This is a genomic window from Curtobacterium sp. Leaf183 (assembly GCF_001424385.1).
In the GTDB taxonomy this organism is placed as follows: Bacteria; Actinomycetota; Actinomycetes; order Actinomycetales; family Microbacteriaceae; genus Curtobacterium.
Genome location: NZ_LMPO01000007.1, coordinates 348918 through 363982, shown reverse-complemented (window position 1 = coordinate 363982; position 15065 = coordinate 348918). Strand labels below are relative to the sequence as shown.

Below are 15065 nucleotides of genomic sequence, written 5' to 3'. Positions count from 1 at the left end.
TGCCTGGTGCGCTGCAGCACCGTGCGAGGTTGCGCCTCGGTGCGCGGTTGACTGCCTGGTGCGAGGAAACAGGCTCGCACCAGGCGTGCAACTCCGCGCGGGGCGGCGGCTCCGCGGCACGGGCGCTGTGGCGTCAGCGCGCGGCGTCAGCGCGTGGGGCGACGCCGACGCAGCAGACGGAGCGTCAGGCCCAGGCCGAGCGCCAGCACGACCAGCACGACCAGCAGCAGCGCGGCGACCTTCACGAGCAGCGCCGCGCCGACGAAGAGCACCACGAACACGACCCAGACCAGGGCGTCCATGGCGCGTGCCGCGATCCTGTCCACGTCGGGAACGCTACCCGCGTGCCGGCGGTGGGACGTGCCTCCTGGCCGGCACTGCGTCAGCGAGACGCCGTCGTGCGTCCGAGAGCGGGGCCGTGCGGCGCGACAGCGTCTTCGCACGACCCCGCTCGGTGCCGGTGCCGCCCCCACAGCGACACCGGCGGGTCGACCCCCCCTACTTGGCGGCGTCGACGTCCTTGGCGAGCGTGCCGAGGTAGAGCTCGATGACCTTGGGGTCGTCGGCGAGCTCCTTCCCGGTGCCCGAGTACGCGTTCCGGCCCTGGTCGAGCACGTACCCGCGATCGCAGATCTGCAGACAGCGTCGCGCGTTCTGCTCGACCATGATGATCGACACTCCGGCCTTGTTGATCCGCCGGGTGCGGATGAAGGTCTCGTCTTGTCGCACGGGCGACAGCCCGGCGCTCGGCTCGTCGAGCAGCAGCACCTTCGGGTCCATCATCAGCGCGCGGGCCATCGCGACCGACTGCCGCTCACCGCCCGACAGCGACCCCGCACGCTGGCCCTTCCGCTGGCCGAGGACCGGGAACAGGTCGTAGATCACCTCGAGCCGTTCCGAGAACTTCTTCGGTCGGAGGTAGAGCCCCATCTGCAGGTTCTCCTCGATCGACAGCGAGGGGAACACGTTGTTCGACTGCGGCACGAACCCGACGCCGGCCTGCACGAGCTTGTTGGCCTTCATGTTCGTGATGTCCTCGCCGTCGAGGGTGACGGCACCCTCACGCACGGAGACCAGTCCGAACAGGGCCTTGAGCAGCGTCGACTTGCCGGCGCCGTTCGGGCCGATGATGCCGATGAGCTCGCCCGGGAAGCACTCCAGGTCACAGCCGTTGAGGATGTTCACGCCCGGCAGGTACCCGGCGACGAGGCCGCTGGCCCGCATCACCGGTTCGAGCGTGTCCGTCCCGGTCCCGCCGCTGGTCGGGCTGGAGGCCCGGTTCGCGTCCATCGCGTCGCTCGCGTCGGTCATCGGGTCGCCTTCCCGTCGTCGGCGGACTCCGCCGTGCCTGCCACCGGACGCTCGCCGGCTGCCGTCTGGTCTTCACCGGCGACCTCGTCGGCGAGTTCCTCGTACGTCTCCTCGGTGAGGAGCGAGTCGTCGCCGAGGTCGGTGTCGTGGTGCGCTCCGAGGTAGGCGTCGATCACCGCCTGGTCGTCCATCACGGTGCCCGCGGGCCCCTCGGCGACGACCCGGCCCTCCGCCATCACGACGACCCAGTCCGAGATGTGCCGGACCATGTGCATGTCGTGCTCGACGAACAGCACGGTCATGCCGTCGTCGCGCAGGGACTGGATGTGTCCGAGGAGTGACTGGGTCAGCGCGGGGTTCACGCCGGCCATCGGCTCGTCGAGCATGATCATCGTCGGATCGGACATCAGCGCCCGCGCCATCTCGAGCAGCTTCCGCTGACCGCCGGACAGCGACCCGGCGTAGTCGTCCTTCTTCTCGAGGAGCTTGAACCGGGCGAGCAGGTCCTCGGCCTTGGCGGTGATCTCCCGCTCACGCTTGGACCACAGCGGCTTGACGAGCGCGGCGAAGAAGTTCTCACCGGGCTGGTCCCTCGCGCCGAGCAGCATGTTCTGCATCACCGTCAGCCGGGACAGCGCCTTCGTGAGCTGGAACGTGCGGACCATGCCGGCACGGGCGACCTTCGCGGCGCCGGTGTTGCCGAGGGTCGCGCCGTTGAAGACCCAGCTGGCGTCCTTGCCGCTCGAGGGCTTGTCGAAGCCGGTGAGCAGGTTGAAGAACGTGGTCTTGCCGGCACCGTTCGGCCCGATGAGCGCGGTGATCGAGCCGCGCTGGACCTCGAGGTGGTCGACGTCGACCGCGGTCATGCCGCCGAAGCGCCTGATGATGTTGTCGACGGTCAGGATGGCGTCGGGCTTGGCCGCACCCGGGGTGTGCGACACCGCGGTGGGCACTGGTGACTCAGACACTGAAGGTCAGCTCCTTCTTGTTCCCGAGGAGTCCCTGCGGGCGGAAGACGATGAGCAGCATGAGCGCGACGCCGACGAGCACGTAAGAGAACTGCTCCGCCTGCTGCGAGTTCATGATCGAGTTGGGGATGAAGTCGCTCGCGAGGGTCCTGATGCCGAGCCGGACGACGAAGAACAGCACGGCTCCGAGCACCGGTCCGAACACCGTCGCGGCACCGCCGAGGATGAGCGCCGTCCAGATGAAGAACGTCATCGAGCGGCCCATCGCGTCCGGCTGCACCGAACTCGGCAGGACGTAGATGATGCCGGCCAGGGCTCCGAGCGCACCACCGAACACGAGCGACTGCATCTTGTACGAGTAGACGCTCTTGCCGAGGGACCGGACGGCGTCCTCGTCCTCGCGGATGGCCTTGACGACACGGCCCCAGGGGCTGCGCATGAGCAGGAACAGCACGACGGTGAACAGGGCGACGAGACCCCAGCCGACGATGCGGATCCACCAGCCGTTGACGCCGTTGTTCGAGTACGTGAACCACAGGATCGTGGTGGTGCCGTCCGGCAGGAAGCTCAGGGCGTTGAACGGGTCGCGGTAGCTCGACCCGGTGATGCCGTTCGAGCCGCCCGTGGTCGTGGTCAGCAGACTCGACCTGCCGACCATGCGGATGATCTCCGCGCCGGAGATCGTCACGATCGCCAGGTAGTCGCCGCGGAGCCGCAGGGTCGGGATGCCGAGGATGATCGCGAACACGATCGCGACGAGCAGGGCCACGAGGACGGCCATCCCGAAGGGCAGCCCGTTCGTGATCGAGATCGCGAAGCCGTAGGCCCCGAGCAGCAGGAACGCCGCCTGGCCCATGTTCACGAGGCCGGTCAGACCGAAGTGCACGTTGAGGCCGATCGCCGCGAGCGCGAACGCGGCGGTGGTCGGCGCGAGTGCCTCTTGGGTCAGCGCTTGGATGAGGTTGACGAGGTAGTCCATGGCGGCGCTCCTTAGCCGATCCGCTCGGCACGGCCGAAGATGCCCTGCGGCCGGAACAGCAGGATGAGGATGAGGATGACGAGCGCCGTGGCGTACTTGAAGTCGCCCGGCAGCACGAGGTTGGTGAGCTCCACGACGACGCCGATGATCATCGACCCGACGAGGGCGCCGTACGCGGTGCCGAGACCGCCCAGGGTGACGGCGGCGAACATGAGCAGCAGCAGCTGGAGACCGGTCTGCCAGTTCACGCCGTTGAGCACCAGGCCGAGCATGACGCCGGACAGCCCCGCGAGGCCGGCGGCGAGCGTCCACACGAACCGGATGACCCGGTCGACGTCGATGCCCGACGCGGACGCCAGTGCCGGGTTGTCCGACACGGCACGGGTCGCCCGACCGAAGCGGGTCTTCGCGAGGAACAGACCGGTCGCGATCAGCACGACGAGCGCGATCCCCATCGCGACGTAGGACTGCACCGTCAGGGTGATCCCGGCGAACGTCACCGTGGTCGGGTTGCTCTGCTGGATCCGGACGGTGCTGGCGCCGAAGAAGTACTGGAACGCGTACTGCGCGGCGATCGACAGGCCGATCGTGACGATCATGAGCTGCGTCAGGCTGATGCGCCTCCGCCGCAGGGGCCGCCAGATGACCATGTCCTGCAGGTACCCGCTCGCCGCGCAGAGGACCACGACGATGACGCCCGTGAGCCAGATGTTCACGCCGAGCTGGTTCGCGAAGAGGTAGGCCAGCAGTCCGCCGAGGGTGACCTGCTCGCCGTGGGAGAAGCTCGACAGCCCGGTCGTGCCGTAGATCAGCGACAGACCGATCGACGCGAGTGCGATGAGCAGCCCGAGCCGGATGCCGGACGCGAACTGTTGCCAGGCGCGCGCGGCGGTGACGCTCGAGGTCGCCTCGGAGGTCGTCGCGCCCTCTTGGTCCGACAACTGGAAGATCTGCCCGGCGTTCGCGTTGAGGTTCGCCTGCACCGTGCGCTTGGCGTCGGCGGCGTTCGTCAGGAACTGGCCCTTCGGCAGCGTGTCCTGGTCGACGGTGACGCTGTACTGCCCCGCTGCCGGCACGCTCACCGACCAGCGCCCGGCGTCGGTGGTGGTCGACGTAGCGGTGAAGCCACCCGGCCCCGCGACGTCCACGTCGACACCGGACGCGGGCTCACGCTTCGAGTCGAGGATCGTGCCCTGGATGCACCCGTTCGTGGTGCTGACGGTGCAGGGCTGGGTGCTGGACGGGGCGGAGCCGGTCGACGCCGACGCCGACGCCGATGCCGTCGGCGTCGCGCCCGCACCGATCGCCGGGGCGCTGGCCGCCCAGTCGAGGAGGAAGGTCGCCAGGAAGGCCGCGACGAGCACGACGACGAGCACCAGTCGGCGACGGCCTGGCGCACCGGGGCGGAACCGGCGCAGCAGCGCCGGCCCCGCAGGAGTGATGGATCCCACGGAAGAGCCTCTCGTTCGGATGTCGAGGAACCTATGGCGCATTTGTGTCGCGGGTGTTTCCGAAACGTTCCCTGTGTGATTCGTACCGAAACTGTGACCATGTGGAGGAAGGGATCCGCCGGGCGTGGGACGAGCCTCCCGACCGGACCGGTCCGCTGCGGGACGAGCCGGAATGCGCAGCGCGACGCGCGCGTTAGCATGGTCCATCCGGAACCCGACGCTGCGTCCGGTGTTGCAGACCACTTCACCTCGCCCACGAAGGGGACCCATGGACCAGCCGGATCCGTTCGGATTCATCGGACTCACGTACGACGACGTCATGCTCCTGCCGGGGCACACCGACGTCATCCCGAGCGAGGCGTCCACCGCGTCCCGGCTCACCAAGCGGATCTCGGTGAACGTGCCGCTGCTCTCGGCAGCGATGGACACCGTCACCGAGTCCCGCATGGCCATCGCCATGGCACGCCAGGGCGGGATCGGGATCCTGCACCGCAACCTCTCCATCGAGGACCAGGCCGCCTACGTCGACAAGGTCAAGCGGTCCGAGTCGGGCATGATCACCAACCCGGTCACCACCACGCCGGACGCCACCGTGGCCGAGGTCGACGCGCTCTGCGGCCAGTTCCGGGTCTCCGGGCTGCCCGTCATCGAGGCGGACGGCACCCTGGTCGGCATCATCACGAACCGCGACATGCGCTTCGTCGCGCCGTTCGAGCAGCAGACCACGTTCGTGCGCGACGTCATGACGAAGGCTCCGCTGATCACCGCGCTCGAGGGCATCGACCCCGAGTCCGCGATCGCGATCTTCGCGCAGCACAAGATCGAGAAGCTGCCGCTCGTCGACGCGGACGGCAAGCTCCGCGGGCTCATCACCGTCAAGGACTTCGACAAGAGCGAGCAGTACCCGGACGCGACCAAGGACGACGAGGGCCGGCTGCGCGTCGGTGCCGCGATCGGCTTCTTCGGTGATGCCTGGCAGCGCGCGTGCGCGCTCCGTGACGCCGGGGTCGACGTGCTCGTCGTCGACACCGCCAACGGCGAGAGCGAGGGCGTGCTCGACATGGTCCGCCGACTCAAGGCCGACCGGTCCTTCGACGCCGTCGACGTCATCGGCGGCAACGTCGCGACCCGTGCCGGCGCGCAGGCGCTCATCGACGCCGGTGTCGACGCCGTCAAGGTCGGCGTCGGACCCGGCTCCATCTGCACCACCCGCGTCGTCGCCGGGGTCGGCGTCCCGCAGGTCACCGCCGTGTACGAGGCGTCCCTCGCCGCACGCGAGGCCGGGGTGCCGATCATCGCCGACGGCGGGCTGCAGTACTCGGGCGACATCGCCAAGGCCCTGGTCGCCGGTGCGGACACCGTGATGCTCGGCTCGCTGCTGGCGGGCACGGACGAGTCCCCCGGGGACCTGGTCTTCGTCAACGGCAAGCAGTTCAAGGCGTACCGCGGGATGGGCTCCCTGGGCGCACTGCAGACCCGCGGCAAGAAGACCTCGTACTCGAAGGACCGCTACTTCCAGGCGGACGTCCCGAACGACGACAAGCTGATCCCCGAGGGCATCGAGGGCCAGGTCCCCTACCGCGGCTCCGTCGGCAACGTCGTCTACCAGCTCACCGGCGGGCTGCGGCAGTCGATGTTCTACGTCGGCGGCCGCACGGTCCCCGAGCTCAAGGCGCGCGGCAAGTTCGTCCGCATCACCGCCGCCGGGCTCAAGGAGTCGCACCCGCACGACGTGCAGATGGTCGTCGAGGCGCCGAACTACACCCGGTAGCGCTGGAGCGAGACGCCGCCCTGACCGCGAGACGCCGTCCTCCGGGGCGGCGTCTCGTGCGTCCGACGGCGTCTCGCCGCACAGCGGCGTCTCATCGTTCCTCCACAGCGCGGACGGACTGGAGGCTCTCCACCGGATCCGACGTCCGCCCACCGGACAGATGGTCAGGTTGCGATCGTGGGGCGATGAACGCAACGTCACGCGTGACCCTGATCCACCCCGCATCCGAGCTCGACCAGCCCATCCGGCTGTTCCGCGGCGCCGCCGTCTCGCGTGACGACTGGCACGCACTCGATCGGCTCGAGCGGCGCCGGCTCCTCGTGCACGCCCGACACGCGACCCTCCACGTGGCCGCGATCGTCTCCCACGGCTCCGCGGCGGCGCTCTGGGGCCTCCCGGACCTCGACACGGATGACGGTCGGCTCCACGTGGTCGACCTTCGCGCCACGAAGACGCACTCGGGCCCCGGCGTCGTACGACACCGCGCCGTGCTGCGCGCTGACGAGGTCACGTCCCTCGACGGGATCCCCGTGACGTCGCTGGTCCGCACCGTGGTCGACGTCATCCGCACTGTCTCGTTCGCCCACGCCGTTGTGGTCCTCGACCACGTCCTGCACCACCGTCGATGCGGACGCAACGAACTCCTCGGCGTGCTCGAGCAGCACGCGGGGCAGCGCGGCACGACCACAGCGGAGCGAGCGCTGCGGTTCGCGGACGCCGGGGCCGAATCACCGGGTGAATCCCTCAGCAGGGTGACTGCTGCGCAGCTCGGTGTCCCCGTCCCGGTCCTGCAGCAGCCCTTCGACACGGACGCCGGGCGCTTCCGGGTCGACTTCTGGTGGCCAGCCCACGGCGTCGTCGGCGAGTTCGACGGGCGCGTGAAGTACGACGATCCGCGGGACCTCTGGCGGGAGAAGCTGCGCGAGGACGCGATCCGACGCTTGCCCGAGGTCACCGGTGTGGCGCGCTGGACGATGCGGCACGCGTGCGAGCCGGCCCTGCTCGCCCCGGTGTTGCTCGCCGCGGGGCTCCCGGTCACGCGGGCCGTTCGCCGTCGATGAGACACCACCCGACCGGCGAGACGCCGCGGGACCGACGAGACGCAGCGGGACAGCGCGGCGTCTCACGCGCACAGCGGCGTCTCGCAGGCACGGCGGCGTCGCGCCTGTGCTCGTCTCGGCAGCACGAGCACTCCACGACGAAGCGGAGTGCTTGCACAGCTTCGTCACGGCTCGGTAACGAAACGTCCAGGTTCTGATTTCGACACACGGGCGAAACACAATCGCCCTACTTTTGCTCGCATCCACACGGAGGCGTCGCACTCGACCCGATGCGACTTCGGCCTCCGTGCCGAGAAAGGGTTCCACGGATGATCAGAACCACCCGCGTCACCACGGCGCTGGCACTGGCGGGAGCGGCCGCAGTGCTGCTCGCGGCGTGCTCCACGGCAGGCAGCAGCTCCGACCCCTCGTCGTCGGCGTCCTCCGCCAAGAAGGACCCGGCATCGAGCTGCAAGGCTCCGTCGACCCCGGGTACCGACGCGCTGAAGATCGGGACGATCCTGCCCCTCACGGGCTCGCTCGCGTACCTGAACCCCCCGGCCGAGTCCGGCGTGGGCCTGGCCGTCGAGGACATCAACTCGGCGGGCGGTGTCCTCGACAAGGACGTCTCCATCGACCCGCAGACCGACTCCGGCGACAGCACGGACATGACCGTGTCGAGCGCCGCGGCGAACAAGCTCGTCAACGCCAAGGTCCCGGTCGCGATCGGCGCCGAGTCCTCCTCGGTCACGCTCAACGTCATCGACCAGCTCACGAGCAACTGCATCGTCGAGATCTCGCCCGCGAACACCGCGAGCGACCTGTCGGGCTACTCGTCGTACTACTACCGGACCGCTCCGCCGGACTCGGTGCAGGGTTCCGCGCTCGGTCAGCTCGTCACGGGTGACGGCAACGCCAAGGTCGCCTTCCTGGTCTTCAACGACACCTACGGCACCGGCCTGCGCAACTCGGTGCAGGCAGCGGTCGAGGCCTCCGGCGGCCAGGTCGTCTACGGCGGCAAGGGCAAGGGCCAGGAGTTCCCGCCCGGGCAGACCACGTTCTCGTCCGAGGTGACGGCCGCACTCGCGACCAAGCCCGACGCGATCGTCGTCCTGGCCTTCGACGAGACGAAGTCGATCGTCCCCGAACTGAAGTCGCAGAACGCGGACATGGCGAAGATCTACATGTCCGACGGCAACACGGCGGACTACTCGAAGGACTTCGACCCGGGCACGCTCGAGGGCGCGCAGGGCACCATCCCCGGTGCCTCGCCGAAGGACGAGCTGAAGCAGCGTCTGGCCGACTACTACAAGAAGTCGTCCGGCAAGGACCTCGCCGACTACTCGTACGCAGCCGAGTCCTACGACGCCACCACCCTGGCCGCGCTGGCCGCGGTGAAGGGCAAGGGCACCGACGCCGGCACCATCCAGGCGAACATGGACAAGGTCTCCGGTGCAGACGGAGGCACCGAGTGCTCGACCTTCGCCGACTGCAAGAAGCTCCTCGACGACGGCAAGGACGTCCACTACACGGGCCCGTCCGGCATCGGTCCGTTCGACTCGAACAACGACCCGTCGAGCGCCTACATCGGCATCTACAAGTTCGACGGCGACAACAAGCCGGTCTACCAGAGCGCCATCCAGGGCTCGGTCAAGAAGTAACGCAGCACTACCAGGACGGCCCCGGCAGCACTGCTGTCGGGGCCGTCCCGCGTCACGGCACCGAACGGCACCGGATGGCACCGGATGGCGCCGGACAGCGCCGGACAGCGCCGGATGGCGCCGGACGGCACCGGACGGGAGGCCCGGGTCGGCTCCGTCAGACCACTGCGGCGGGCAGCGGCGTGCGCCGAGCACGCCGGGACGCCACGAACGAGTCGGTGGTCAGGACCAGCAGCGCGAGCCACACGATCGCGAACCCGACCCAGCGCGACGTGCTCATCGCCTCGTGCTGGACGACCACGCCGACGACGAGCTGCATCACCGGGGTCAGGTACTGCGTCAGCCCGAGGGTCGACAGCGAGAGCCGCCTGGCCGACGACGCGAACAACAGCAGCGGCACGGCCGTCGCCGGGCCCGCGGCGACCATGAGCAGGGCGTGCCCCCACCCGGCGGCCCCGAACGTGATCCCGCCGCCGAGCCCGGTCGCACCCATCACCACGAGCGCCACCACGGCGACCGGGGTCAGCCACAGCGTCTCCATCGTCAGGCCGCTCAGCGCGTCGACCGTGCCGCCGACGCGCTTCTTCACGAGGCCGTAGAGCCCGAACGAGAACGCCAGCACCAGCGAGATCCACGGCATCTGCCCGTACCCGACCGCGATGACGACGACGGCCGCGATGCTGATGCCGACGGCCGCCCACTGCGCCGGACGCAGCCGCTCGTGCAACAGCACGACGCCGAGCGCGATCGTGACGAGCGGGTTGATGAAGTAGCCGAGCGCAGCTTCGACCGTGTGGCCGGTCGTGGTCGCCAGGACGTACACGGTCCAGTTCACGACGATGAGCACGGCCGCGAGCGCCATGACCGCCATCACGCGGCGCTGTGCGACCAACGAGCGGGCCCGGAGCCACGACCGGGTGACGGCGATGCCGACCGCGCAGAACCCGAGGCCGAACACGATCCGCCAGGCGACGATCTCGAACGCCCCGGCCGGGGCCATCGCCGTGAACAGCAGCGGCATCAGCCCCCAGAGCCCGTAGGCCACGACGGCCTGCAGGACCCCGACGGATGCTTCGCTCCTGGCCACGCGCTCACTCACCCGGCAATGCTACGGACGTGCGCCGACAGGCGGACGCGGCCAGGGCCTCCAGGACGGTCAGCGACCGGGACGGCGAACGCCCCGGCAGCACGAGGCTGCCGGGGCGTTCGACGAGTGGAGCTGGGGTCAGTGCTCGATGACCGCGAGGACGTCGCGCGCGGACAGGACCAGCAGGTCCTCGCCCGAGTACTTGACCTCGGTGCCGCCGTACTTCGAGTAGATGACCTTGTCGCCGACGGCGACGTCGAGCGGCACGCGGTTGCCGTTGTCGTCGATGCGACCCGGACCCACGGCCACGACCTCGCCCTCCTGCGGCTTCTCCTTCGCGGTGTCCGGGATGACGAGACCGGACGCGGTGGTCTGCTCCGCCTCGACCTGACGGATGACGATGCGATCTTCGAGCGGCTTGATGGTGACGGCCACGGTGACCTCTTCTTTCTCGGTACTGACTCGGTACAGATGAAAACCGGTTGGCACTAGACACACGAGAGTGCCAGGTCCAACTGTAGGGGGCTGCTGGCACTCGGTCAATCCGAGTGCCAGAGCTCCTGGTGATGGAAGGATCGTCTCATGGACGCCACGGAACTCGCTCAGCTGCTGACGCCGGACGGCATGGCACTGCTCGACCGGACGCCGGCCGTGTCCGACGGCGGCGAGATCGTCCGGGTCGTCGCTCGGCTGCGCCGCGAGGGGCACGACCCCGCGCTGGTCGCGGCGGTCCTGACCCAGGCGAAGCTGCGGCAGAAGGCCCGGGGCAAGTTCGGTGACTTCGCGAGCCGGATGCTCTTCACCGAGGCCGGACTCGAACAGGCGACCCGGCTCGCCGTCGCCGCACAGCACGCCGGTCGCTTCGCCGCCGCGGGGCTGCGTCGCGTGGCCGACCTGGGGTGCGGCATCGGCGGGGACGCGATGGCGATGGCCGCGCTCGACCTCGCCGTGACGGCAGTCGACCGCGACGAGGTCACGGCGGCGGTCGCGACGCACAACCTGGCACTCTGGCCCGACGCCCGGGTCGAGCTCGGCGACGCAGCGGCGTTCGACCTGTCCCGCGTCGACGGGGTCTGGATGGACCCCGCGCGTCGGACGTCCGGTCACAGCGACACCCGACGGCTGGCGGACCCGGACGACTGGTCGCCGTCACTCGACACCGTCTTCGCAGCCGCCACCAGGACACCGACCGGCGTGAAGCTCGGTCCGGGCGTCGATCGCGACCTCATCCCCGACACCGCCGAGGCGCAGTGGACCTCGGTCGACCGCGAGGTCGTCGAGCTTGCGCTCTGGTTCGGCCCGCTCGCACGGCCCGGCATCCGTCGCGCCGCGACCGTCATCGGCTCCCACGGGATCGCGGAGCTGACGAGCGATGCTGACTCCGAGGACGTCGAGGTCGGCTCGATCGGCGACTACCTGTACGAGCCGGACGGGGCGGTCATCCGAGCACGTCTGATCGGGGACCTGGCGCGTTCGTTCGACGGCCGCATGCTCTCGGACGGGATCGCCTACGTCACCGCCGACCGTCCCGTGACGACGCCGTTCGCGCAGGGCTTCCGGGTGCTCGACACGTTGCCGCTCGACGTCAAGCAGCTGAGCGCACGCCTGGCAGCCGACGGAGTCGGCACGGTGGAGATCAAGAAGCGCGGGGTCGACGTGGACCCCGCACAGTTCCGCAAGCGGTTGCGGCTGCGGGGCGGCAGTCGCCAGGCGACGCTGGTGCTCACCCGACTGGAGGGCCGCCACACCGCCGTCCTGTGCGAACGGCTCCCGCAGGCGGCCGGCTGAGGCGCGGGGCGCCGCGGGTCAGCCGACGAGGGCGCCGGTACCCGACCCGGTCCCGGTGCCGTAGTCCGAGTAGTCGTTGGCGTGGGTGCCGATCCAGAACAGGAACGCCACCCAGAGGATCCAGACGCCGAGCATCACCCACCCGGCGATGATGCCGGTCAGCGCCAGGCCGCGGCCCTGCTCGCCGTTGTGCTTGAGCCTGCCGAGGGCCACGTGCCCGAGGATCGCACCGGCCGGGCCGAGCAGCACCGCCATGAAGAACAGCGGGATCGCGCCGAGGCCGAACACGATCGACAGGATGGCGAGGATGTTCGTCTTCGGCCGCTGCGCGTAGGGCTGGTACCCGCCGGCGGCGTACGGGTCGTACTGGCCCTGCTGGCCGTGCTGGCCCTGCTGCTGGACGTAGGGGTTCTGCTGGGCGTACGGGTTCTGCGGAGCGCCGTACTGGGGCTGCTGCGACTGCCCGTACGGCTGCTGGCCGTACTGCTGGCCGGCGGGCTGCTGGCCGTACTGCTGGCCGGTGGGCTGCTGGCCGTACGGCTGGCCGGCGGGCTGCTGGCCGTACGGCGGCGTCTGCCCGGCCTGCTGGCCGTACGGCTGCTGCGGAGTGTCCTGGCCGTACCCGTTCGGCTCGGCGGCGGACCCGGGGGCGGGAGCCGATGCGTCCGGCCGCTGCCCGTCCGACTGCTGCTCGCCCGGCTTCGGCCACTGGTTCTGATCGGACACGTTGCACCCCTCCCGACAGCCCGTGCGGCCGTCGACAGCGATCCTCCCACACGCCGCGGACGGCGGTTTCAGACCTGGACGGTCGTCACCGGCAGGGTGGAGTCCGCCGCGATGCCCAGGTCGCTCGGCGCGTGCCCCTCCGCGACCAGGCGGGCGCCGACGGCCGCGATCATCGCGCCGTTGTCCGTGCAGAGGTCGAGCGGCGGGATCCGGAGCGCGATCCCAGCGGCCGCACAGCGCTCTGCGGCGACGGCACGCAACCGCGCGTTCGCCACGACGCCGCCACCGAGCAGCAGCCGGTGGACGCCGGTGTCACGACAGGCGTTGAGCGCCTTGGTGAGCAGGACGTCCACGACCGCCTCGCGGAACGACGCGGCCACGTCGGCCACGGGGACCTCGCGCCCCTCGTCGCGGCAGCGTTCCACCCAGCGGGCGACCGAGGTCTTGAGGCCGGAGAACGAGAAGTCGTACCGGTGCGCCGCCATGTCCTTGGGCAGCGTCAGCCCGCGGGGGAAGCGGATCGCCGTGGGGTCGCCGTCCGACGCGGCGCGGTCGATCTGCGGGCCGCCGGGGTAGGGCAGGCCGAGCAGTCGGGCGACCTTGTCGAAGGCCTCGCCCGCGGCGTCGTCGATCGTCTCGCCGAGGAGTTCGACGTCCCCGACCAGGTCCCGCACGAGCAGCAGCGACGTGTGGCCGCCGGACACCAGCAGCGCGACGGTCGGCAGCTCGATGCTGCTGCCGTCAGCGCGCAGGACGTCGGCCCCGACGTGGCCGACCAGGTGGTTCACGCCGTACAGCGGCTTGCCCGTGGCCACGGCGAGCGCCTTCGCGGCACCGACACCGACCATCAGGGCGCCGGCGAGTCCCGGACCGGCGGTGACCGCGACCGCGTCGAGCTCGTCGAGCGTCACGCCGGCTTCGGCCAGCGCCTGCGTCAGCGTCGGCGTCATCGCCTCGAGGTGCGCGCGTGCTGCCACCTCGGGCACGACTCCGCCGTAGCGGGCGTGCTCCTCCATGCTCGACGCGATGACGTTGGCGAGCAGGGTGGTGCCGCGGACGATCCCGATGCCGGTCTCGTCGCAGGAGGTCTCGATGCCGAGCACCAGGGGTTCACGCATCGAGGGTCTCCTGTCCGACCGGCCCGGGGCCGCTCGAGTGCTCCGGGGCGATCGCGGCACGCATCACCCACGCGTCGACCCCGTCCGGCTGGTAGTAGCGCGGACGGGTTGCGATGTGCACGAACCCGAAGCCGGTGTACATGGTCTGGGCGACCGGGTTGTCGGCCCGGACCTCGAGGAAGACCTCGTGCACGCGGCGCCGACGGGCCTCGTCGAGCAGCTCGGTGAACAGGGCGCGTCCGATGCCGGCACCCCGGTGCTCGGCCGCGACGGCGATGGTCTGCACGTCGGCGACGGGGTTGCCCGGCAGCGACGACAGCCCGGCGTACCCGACGACCGTCGGCGCCGGCCCGTCGGTCGTCTCGACCACCACGTAGAAGCCGTGCGGGGAGTACAGCTCGCCCGACATCTGCGAGGCCGACCAGGCGTCGGTCGGGAACGCGGCGTGCTCGAGCCACATCACGTCGTCCAGGTCCTGCGGATGGGCGCGCCGCAGGCGCAGCCCGTCCGGCAGCGTCACCGCGCCACCCGCTTGGGTGCGCCCGGCATCGTGACGTCCGGGTCGCGGAGGTACAGGGGGGTGTCCTCGGCGAAGGGACTGCCGGAGGCGAGCCGGTCCGCAGCGAGCTGGCCGAGCCTCCCGGCCGGCACGGTGACGGCGGTGACCCGCCGGAACCCACTGGAGGCCCCCAGCACGTCGTCCAGGTCGTCTGGCCTGGCGAGACCGGGACCCGCGGTGCGCGTGCCGGTCTGGTCGTGGACGCTGAAGTACACCTCGCGGCGGCGGGCGTCCGTCAGGACGACGAACGGGGCACCGTCGCCGGATGCGACGACGTCGGCAGCGACGGCGTCGTGGCTGACGAGCGGGTGCACGGGGACTCCTCGTGCGGCGGCGAACGTGCGTGCTGCCGCGATGCCGACCCGCAGCCCCGTGAACGGTCCGGGTCCCATGCCGGCGACGACGCCCGTGACGTCGGTGGCCGTGATGCCGGCGTCGGTCAGGACGTCCCGCAGGAAGGGGCCGATCACCTCGGCGTGGCGACGGGAGTCGTCGGTCGACCGTTCGGCGAGCACGCGGTGCGTCGTGGGGTCGACCACGGCCACGGAGGTCCCGGCGGAGGTGTCGATCGCGAGCAGCACCCGTCCATCGTAGGCGCGCGTCGCG

General features: G+C 70.4%; 15 protein-coding genes. 4 read left to right on the top strand and 11 right to left on the bottom strand.

Translation table 11 applies throughout. From position 1 onward, the window contains the following. Positions 1-146 precede the first annotated feature (146 nt). From ASG04_RS17320 to ASG04_RS06205, 5 genes are all read right to left on the bottom strand, one after another. Positions 147-326: a hypothetical protein gene (locus ASG04_RS17320; protein ID WP_156463553.1), complete on the bottom strand. Its 180-nt coding sequence runs from the start codon at positions 324-326 to the stop codon at positions 147-149. Positions 327-498: 172 nt separating this feature from the next. Beyond that, the gene (locus ASG04_RS06220) at positions 499-1224 is read right to left on the bottom strand and encodes an ABC transporter ATP-binding protein (protein ID WP_414835821.1); all 726 of its coding nucleotides are present in this window, start codon (positions 1222-1224) and stop codon (positions 499-501) included. 83 nt (positions 1225-1307) lie between these two features. Further along, positions 1308-2279, bottom strand: coding sequence for an ABC transporter ATP-binding protein (locus tag ASG04_RS06215; RefSeq protein WP_235515452.1), 972 nt, complete (start codon positions 2277-2279; stop codon positions 1308-1310). Continuing rightward, positions 2272-3258, bottom strand: a complete 987-nt coding sequence (locus tag ASG04_RS06210) for a branched-chain amino acid ABC transporter permease (RefSeq protein ID WP_056121507.1) — start codon at positions 3256-3258, stop codon at positions 2272-2274. The genes ASG04_RS06215 and ASG04_RS06210 overlap by 8 nt, the downstream gene beginning before the upstream one ends. A gap of 11 nt (positions 3259-3269) precedes the next feature. Further along, on the bottom strand, positions 3270-4709 hold the full coding sequence (locus ASG04_RS06205; RefSeq protein WP_235515451.1) for a branched-chain amino acid ABC transporter permease: 1440 nt from the start codon (positions 4707-4709) through the stop codon (positions 3270-3272). 268 nt (positions 4710-4977) lie between these two features. Here ASG04_RS06205 and guaB point away from each other — a divergent pair, with 268 nt between their 5' ends. From guaB to ASG04_RS06190, 3 genes are all read left to right on the top strand, one after another. After that, positions 4978-6480, top strand: coding sequence for an IMP dehydrogenase (gene guaB / locus ASG04_RS06200; protein ID WP_056121504.1), 1503 nt, complete (start codon positions 4978-4980; stop codon positions 6478-6480). Positions 6481-6665: 185 nt separating this feature from the next. Continuing rightward, on the top strand, positions 6666-7541 hold the full coding sequence (locus ASG04_RS06195) for a hypothetical protein (protein ID WP_156463552.1): 876 nt from the start codon (positions 6666-6668) through the stop codon (positions 7539-7541). Positions 7542-7849: 308 nt separating this feature from the next. Next, positions 7850-9181: an ABC transporter substrate-binding protein gene (locus ASG04_RS06190; protein ID WP_056121501.1), complete on the top strand. Its 1332-nt coding sequence runs from the start codon at positions 7850-7852 to the stop codon at positions 9179-9181. 157 nt (positions 9182-9338) lie between these two features. On the opposite strand, the gene rarD is transcribed toward ASG04_RS06190, so the two are convergent. Both rarD and groES read right to left on the bottom strand, forming a co-directional pair. Next, positions 9339-10280 (bottom strand): EamA family transporter RarD, encoded by a 942-nt coding sequence (rarD, locus tag ASG04_RS06185; RefSeq protein ID WP_056121498.1) that lies wholly within the window; start codon positions 10278-10280, stop codon positions 9339-9341. A gap of 126 nt (positions 10281-10406) precedes the next feature. After that, positions 10407-10703: a co-chaperone GroES gene (gene groES / locus ASG04_RS06180; RefSeq protein ID WP_056121496.1), complete on the bottom strand. Its 297-nt coding sequence runs from the start codon at positions 10701-10703 to the stop codon at positions 10407-10409. Between the two features lie 147 nt (positions 10704-10850). On the opposite strand from groES, the gene ASG04_RS06175 reads away from it, so the two are divergent. Further along, positions 10851-12056, top strand: coding sequence for a class I SAM-dependent methyltransferase (locus tag ASG04_RS06175; RefSeq protein WP_056121494.1), 1206 nt, complete (start codon positions 10851-10853; stop codon positions 12054-12056). Positions 12057-12074: 18 nt separating this feature from the next. Here ASG04_RS06175 and ASG04_RS06170 read toward each other — a convergent pair whose 3' ends face one another. The 4 genes from ASG04_RS06170 to tsaB all read right to left on the bottom strand — a co-directional run bounded on the left by ASG04_RS06170 (position 12075) and on the right by tsaB (position 15040). Then, a complete protein-coding gene (locus ASG04_RS06170) occupies positions 12075-12782 on the bottom strand; it encodes a DUF4190 domain-containing protein (protein WP_056121491.1) in 708 nt (235 codons plus the stop codon). Positions 12783-12850: 68 nt separating this feature from the next. After that, entirely contained in the window at positions 12851-13900 is a 1050-nt protein-coding gene (gene tsaD / locus ASG04_RS06165; RefSeq protein WP_056121490.1) for a tRNA (adenosine(37)-N6)-threonylcarbamoyltransferase complex transferase subunit TsaD, read from the bottom strand. Beyond that, positions 13893-14420: a ribosomal protein S18-alanine N-acetyltransferase gene (gene rimI, locus ASG04_RS06160; RefSeq protein ID WP_082517844.1), complete on the bottom strand. Its 528-nt coding sequence runs from the start codon at positions 14418-14420 to the stop codon at positions 13893-13895. The genes tsaD and rimI overlap by 8 nt, the downstream gene beginning before the upstream one ends. Continuing rightward, a complete protein-coding gene (tsaB, locus tag ASG04_RS06155; RefSeq protein WP_056121488.1) occupies positions 14417-15040 on the bottom strand; it encodes a tRNA (adenosine(37)-N6)-threonylcarbamoyltransferase complex dimerization subunit type 1 TsaB in 624 nt (207 codons plus the stop codon). The genes rimI and tsaB overlap by 4 nt, the downstream gene beginning before the upstream one ends. Positions 15041-15065: the final 25 nt, after the last annotated feature.

Excerpts from the sequence above, each read along its gene's own strand:
- ASG04_RS06220 (WP_414835821.1), bottom strand. The coding sequence starts at position 1,224 with ATGCGGGCCAGCGGCCTCGTCGCCGGGTACCTGCCGGGCGTGAACATC.
- ASG04_RS06210 (WP_056121507.1), bottom strand. The coding sequence starts at position 3,258 with ATGGACTACCTCGTCAACCTCATCCAAGCGCTGACCCAAGAGGCACTC.
- guaB (WP_056121504.1), top strand. The coding sequence starts at position 4,978 with ATGGACCAGCCGGATCCGTTCGGATTCATCGGACTCACGTACGACGAC.
- ASG04_RS06195 (WP_156463552.1), top strand. The coding sequence starts at position 6,666 with ATGAACGCAACGTCACGCGTGACCCTGATCCACCCCGCATCCGAGCTC.
- ASG04_RS06190 (WP_056121501.1), top strand. The coding sequence starts at position 7,850 with ATGATCAGAACCACCCGCGTCACCACGGCGCTGGCACTGGCGGGAGCG.
- ASG04_RS06175 (WP_056121494.1), top strand. The coding sequence starts at position 10,851 with ATGGACGCCACGGAACTCGCTCAGCTGCTGACGCCGGACGGCATGGCA.
- tsaD (WP_056121490.1), bottom strand. The coding sequence starts at position 13,900 with ATGCGTGAACCCCTGGTGCTCGGCATCGAGACCTCCTGCGACGAGACC.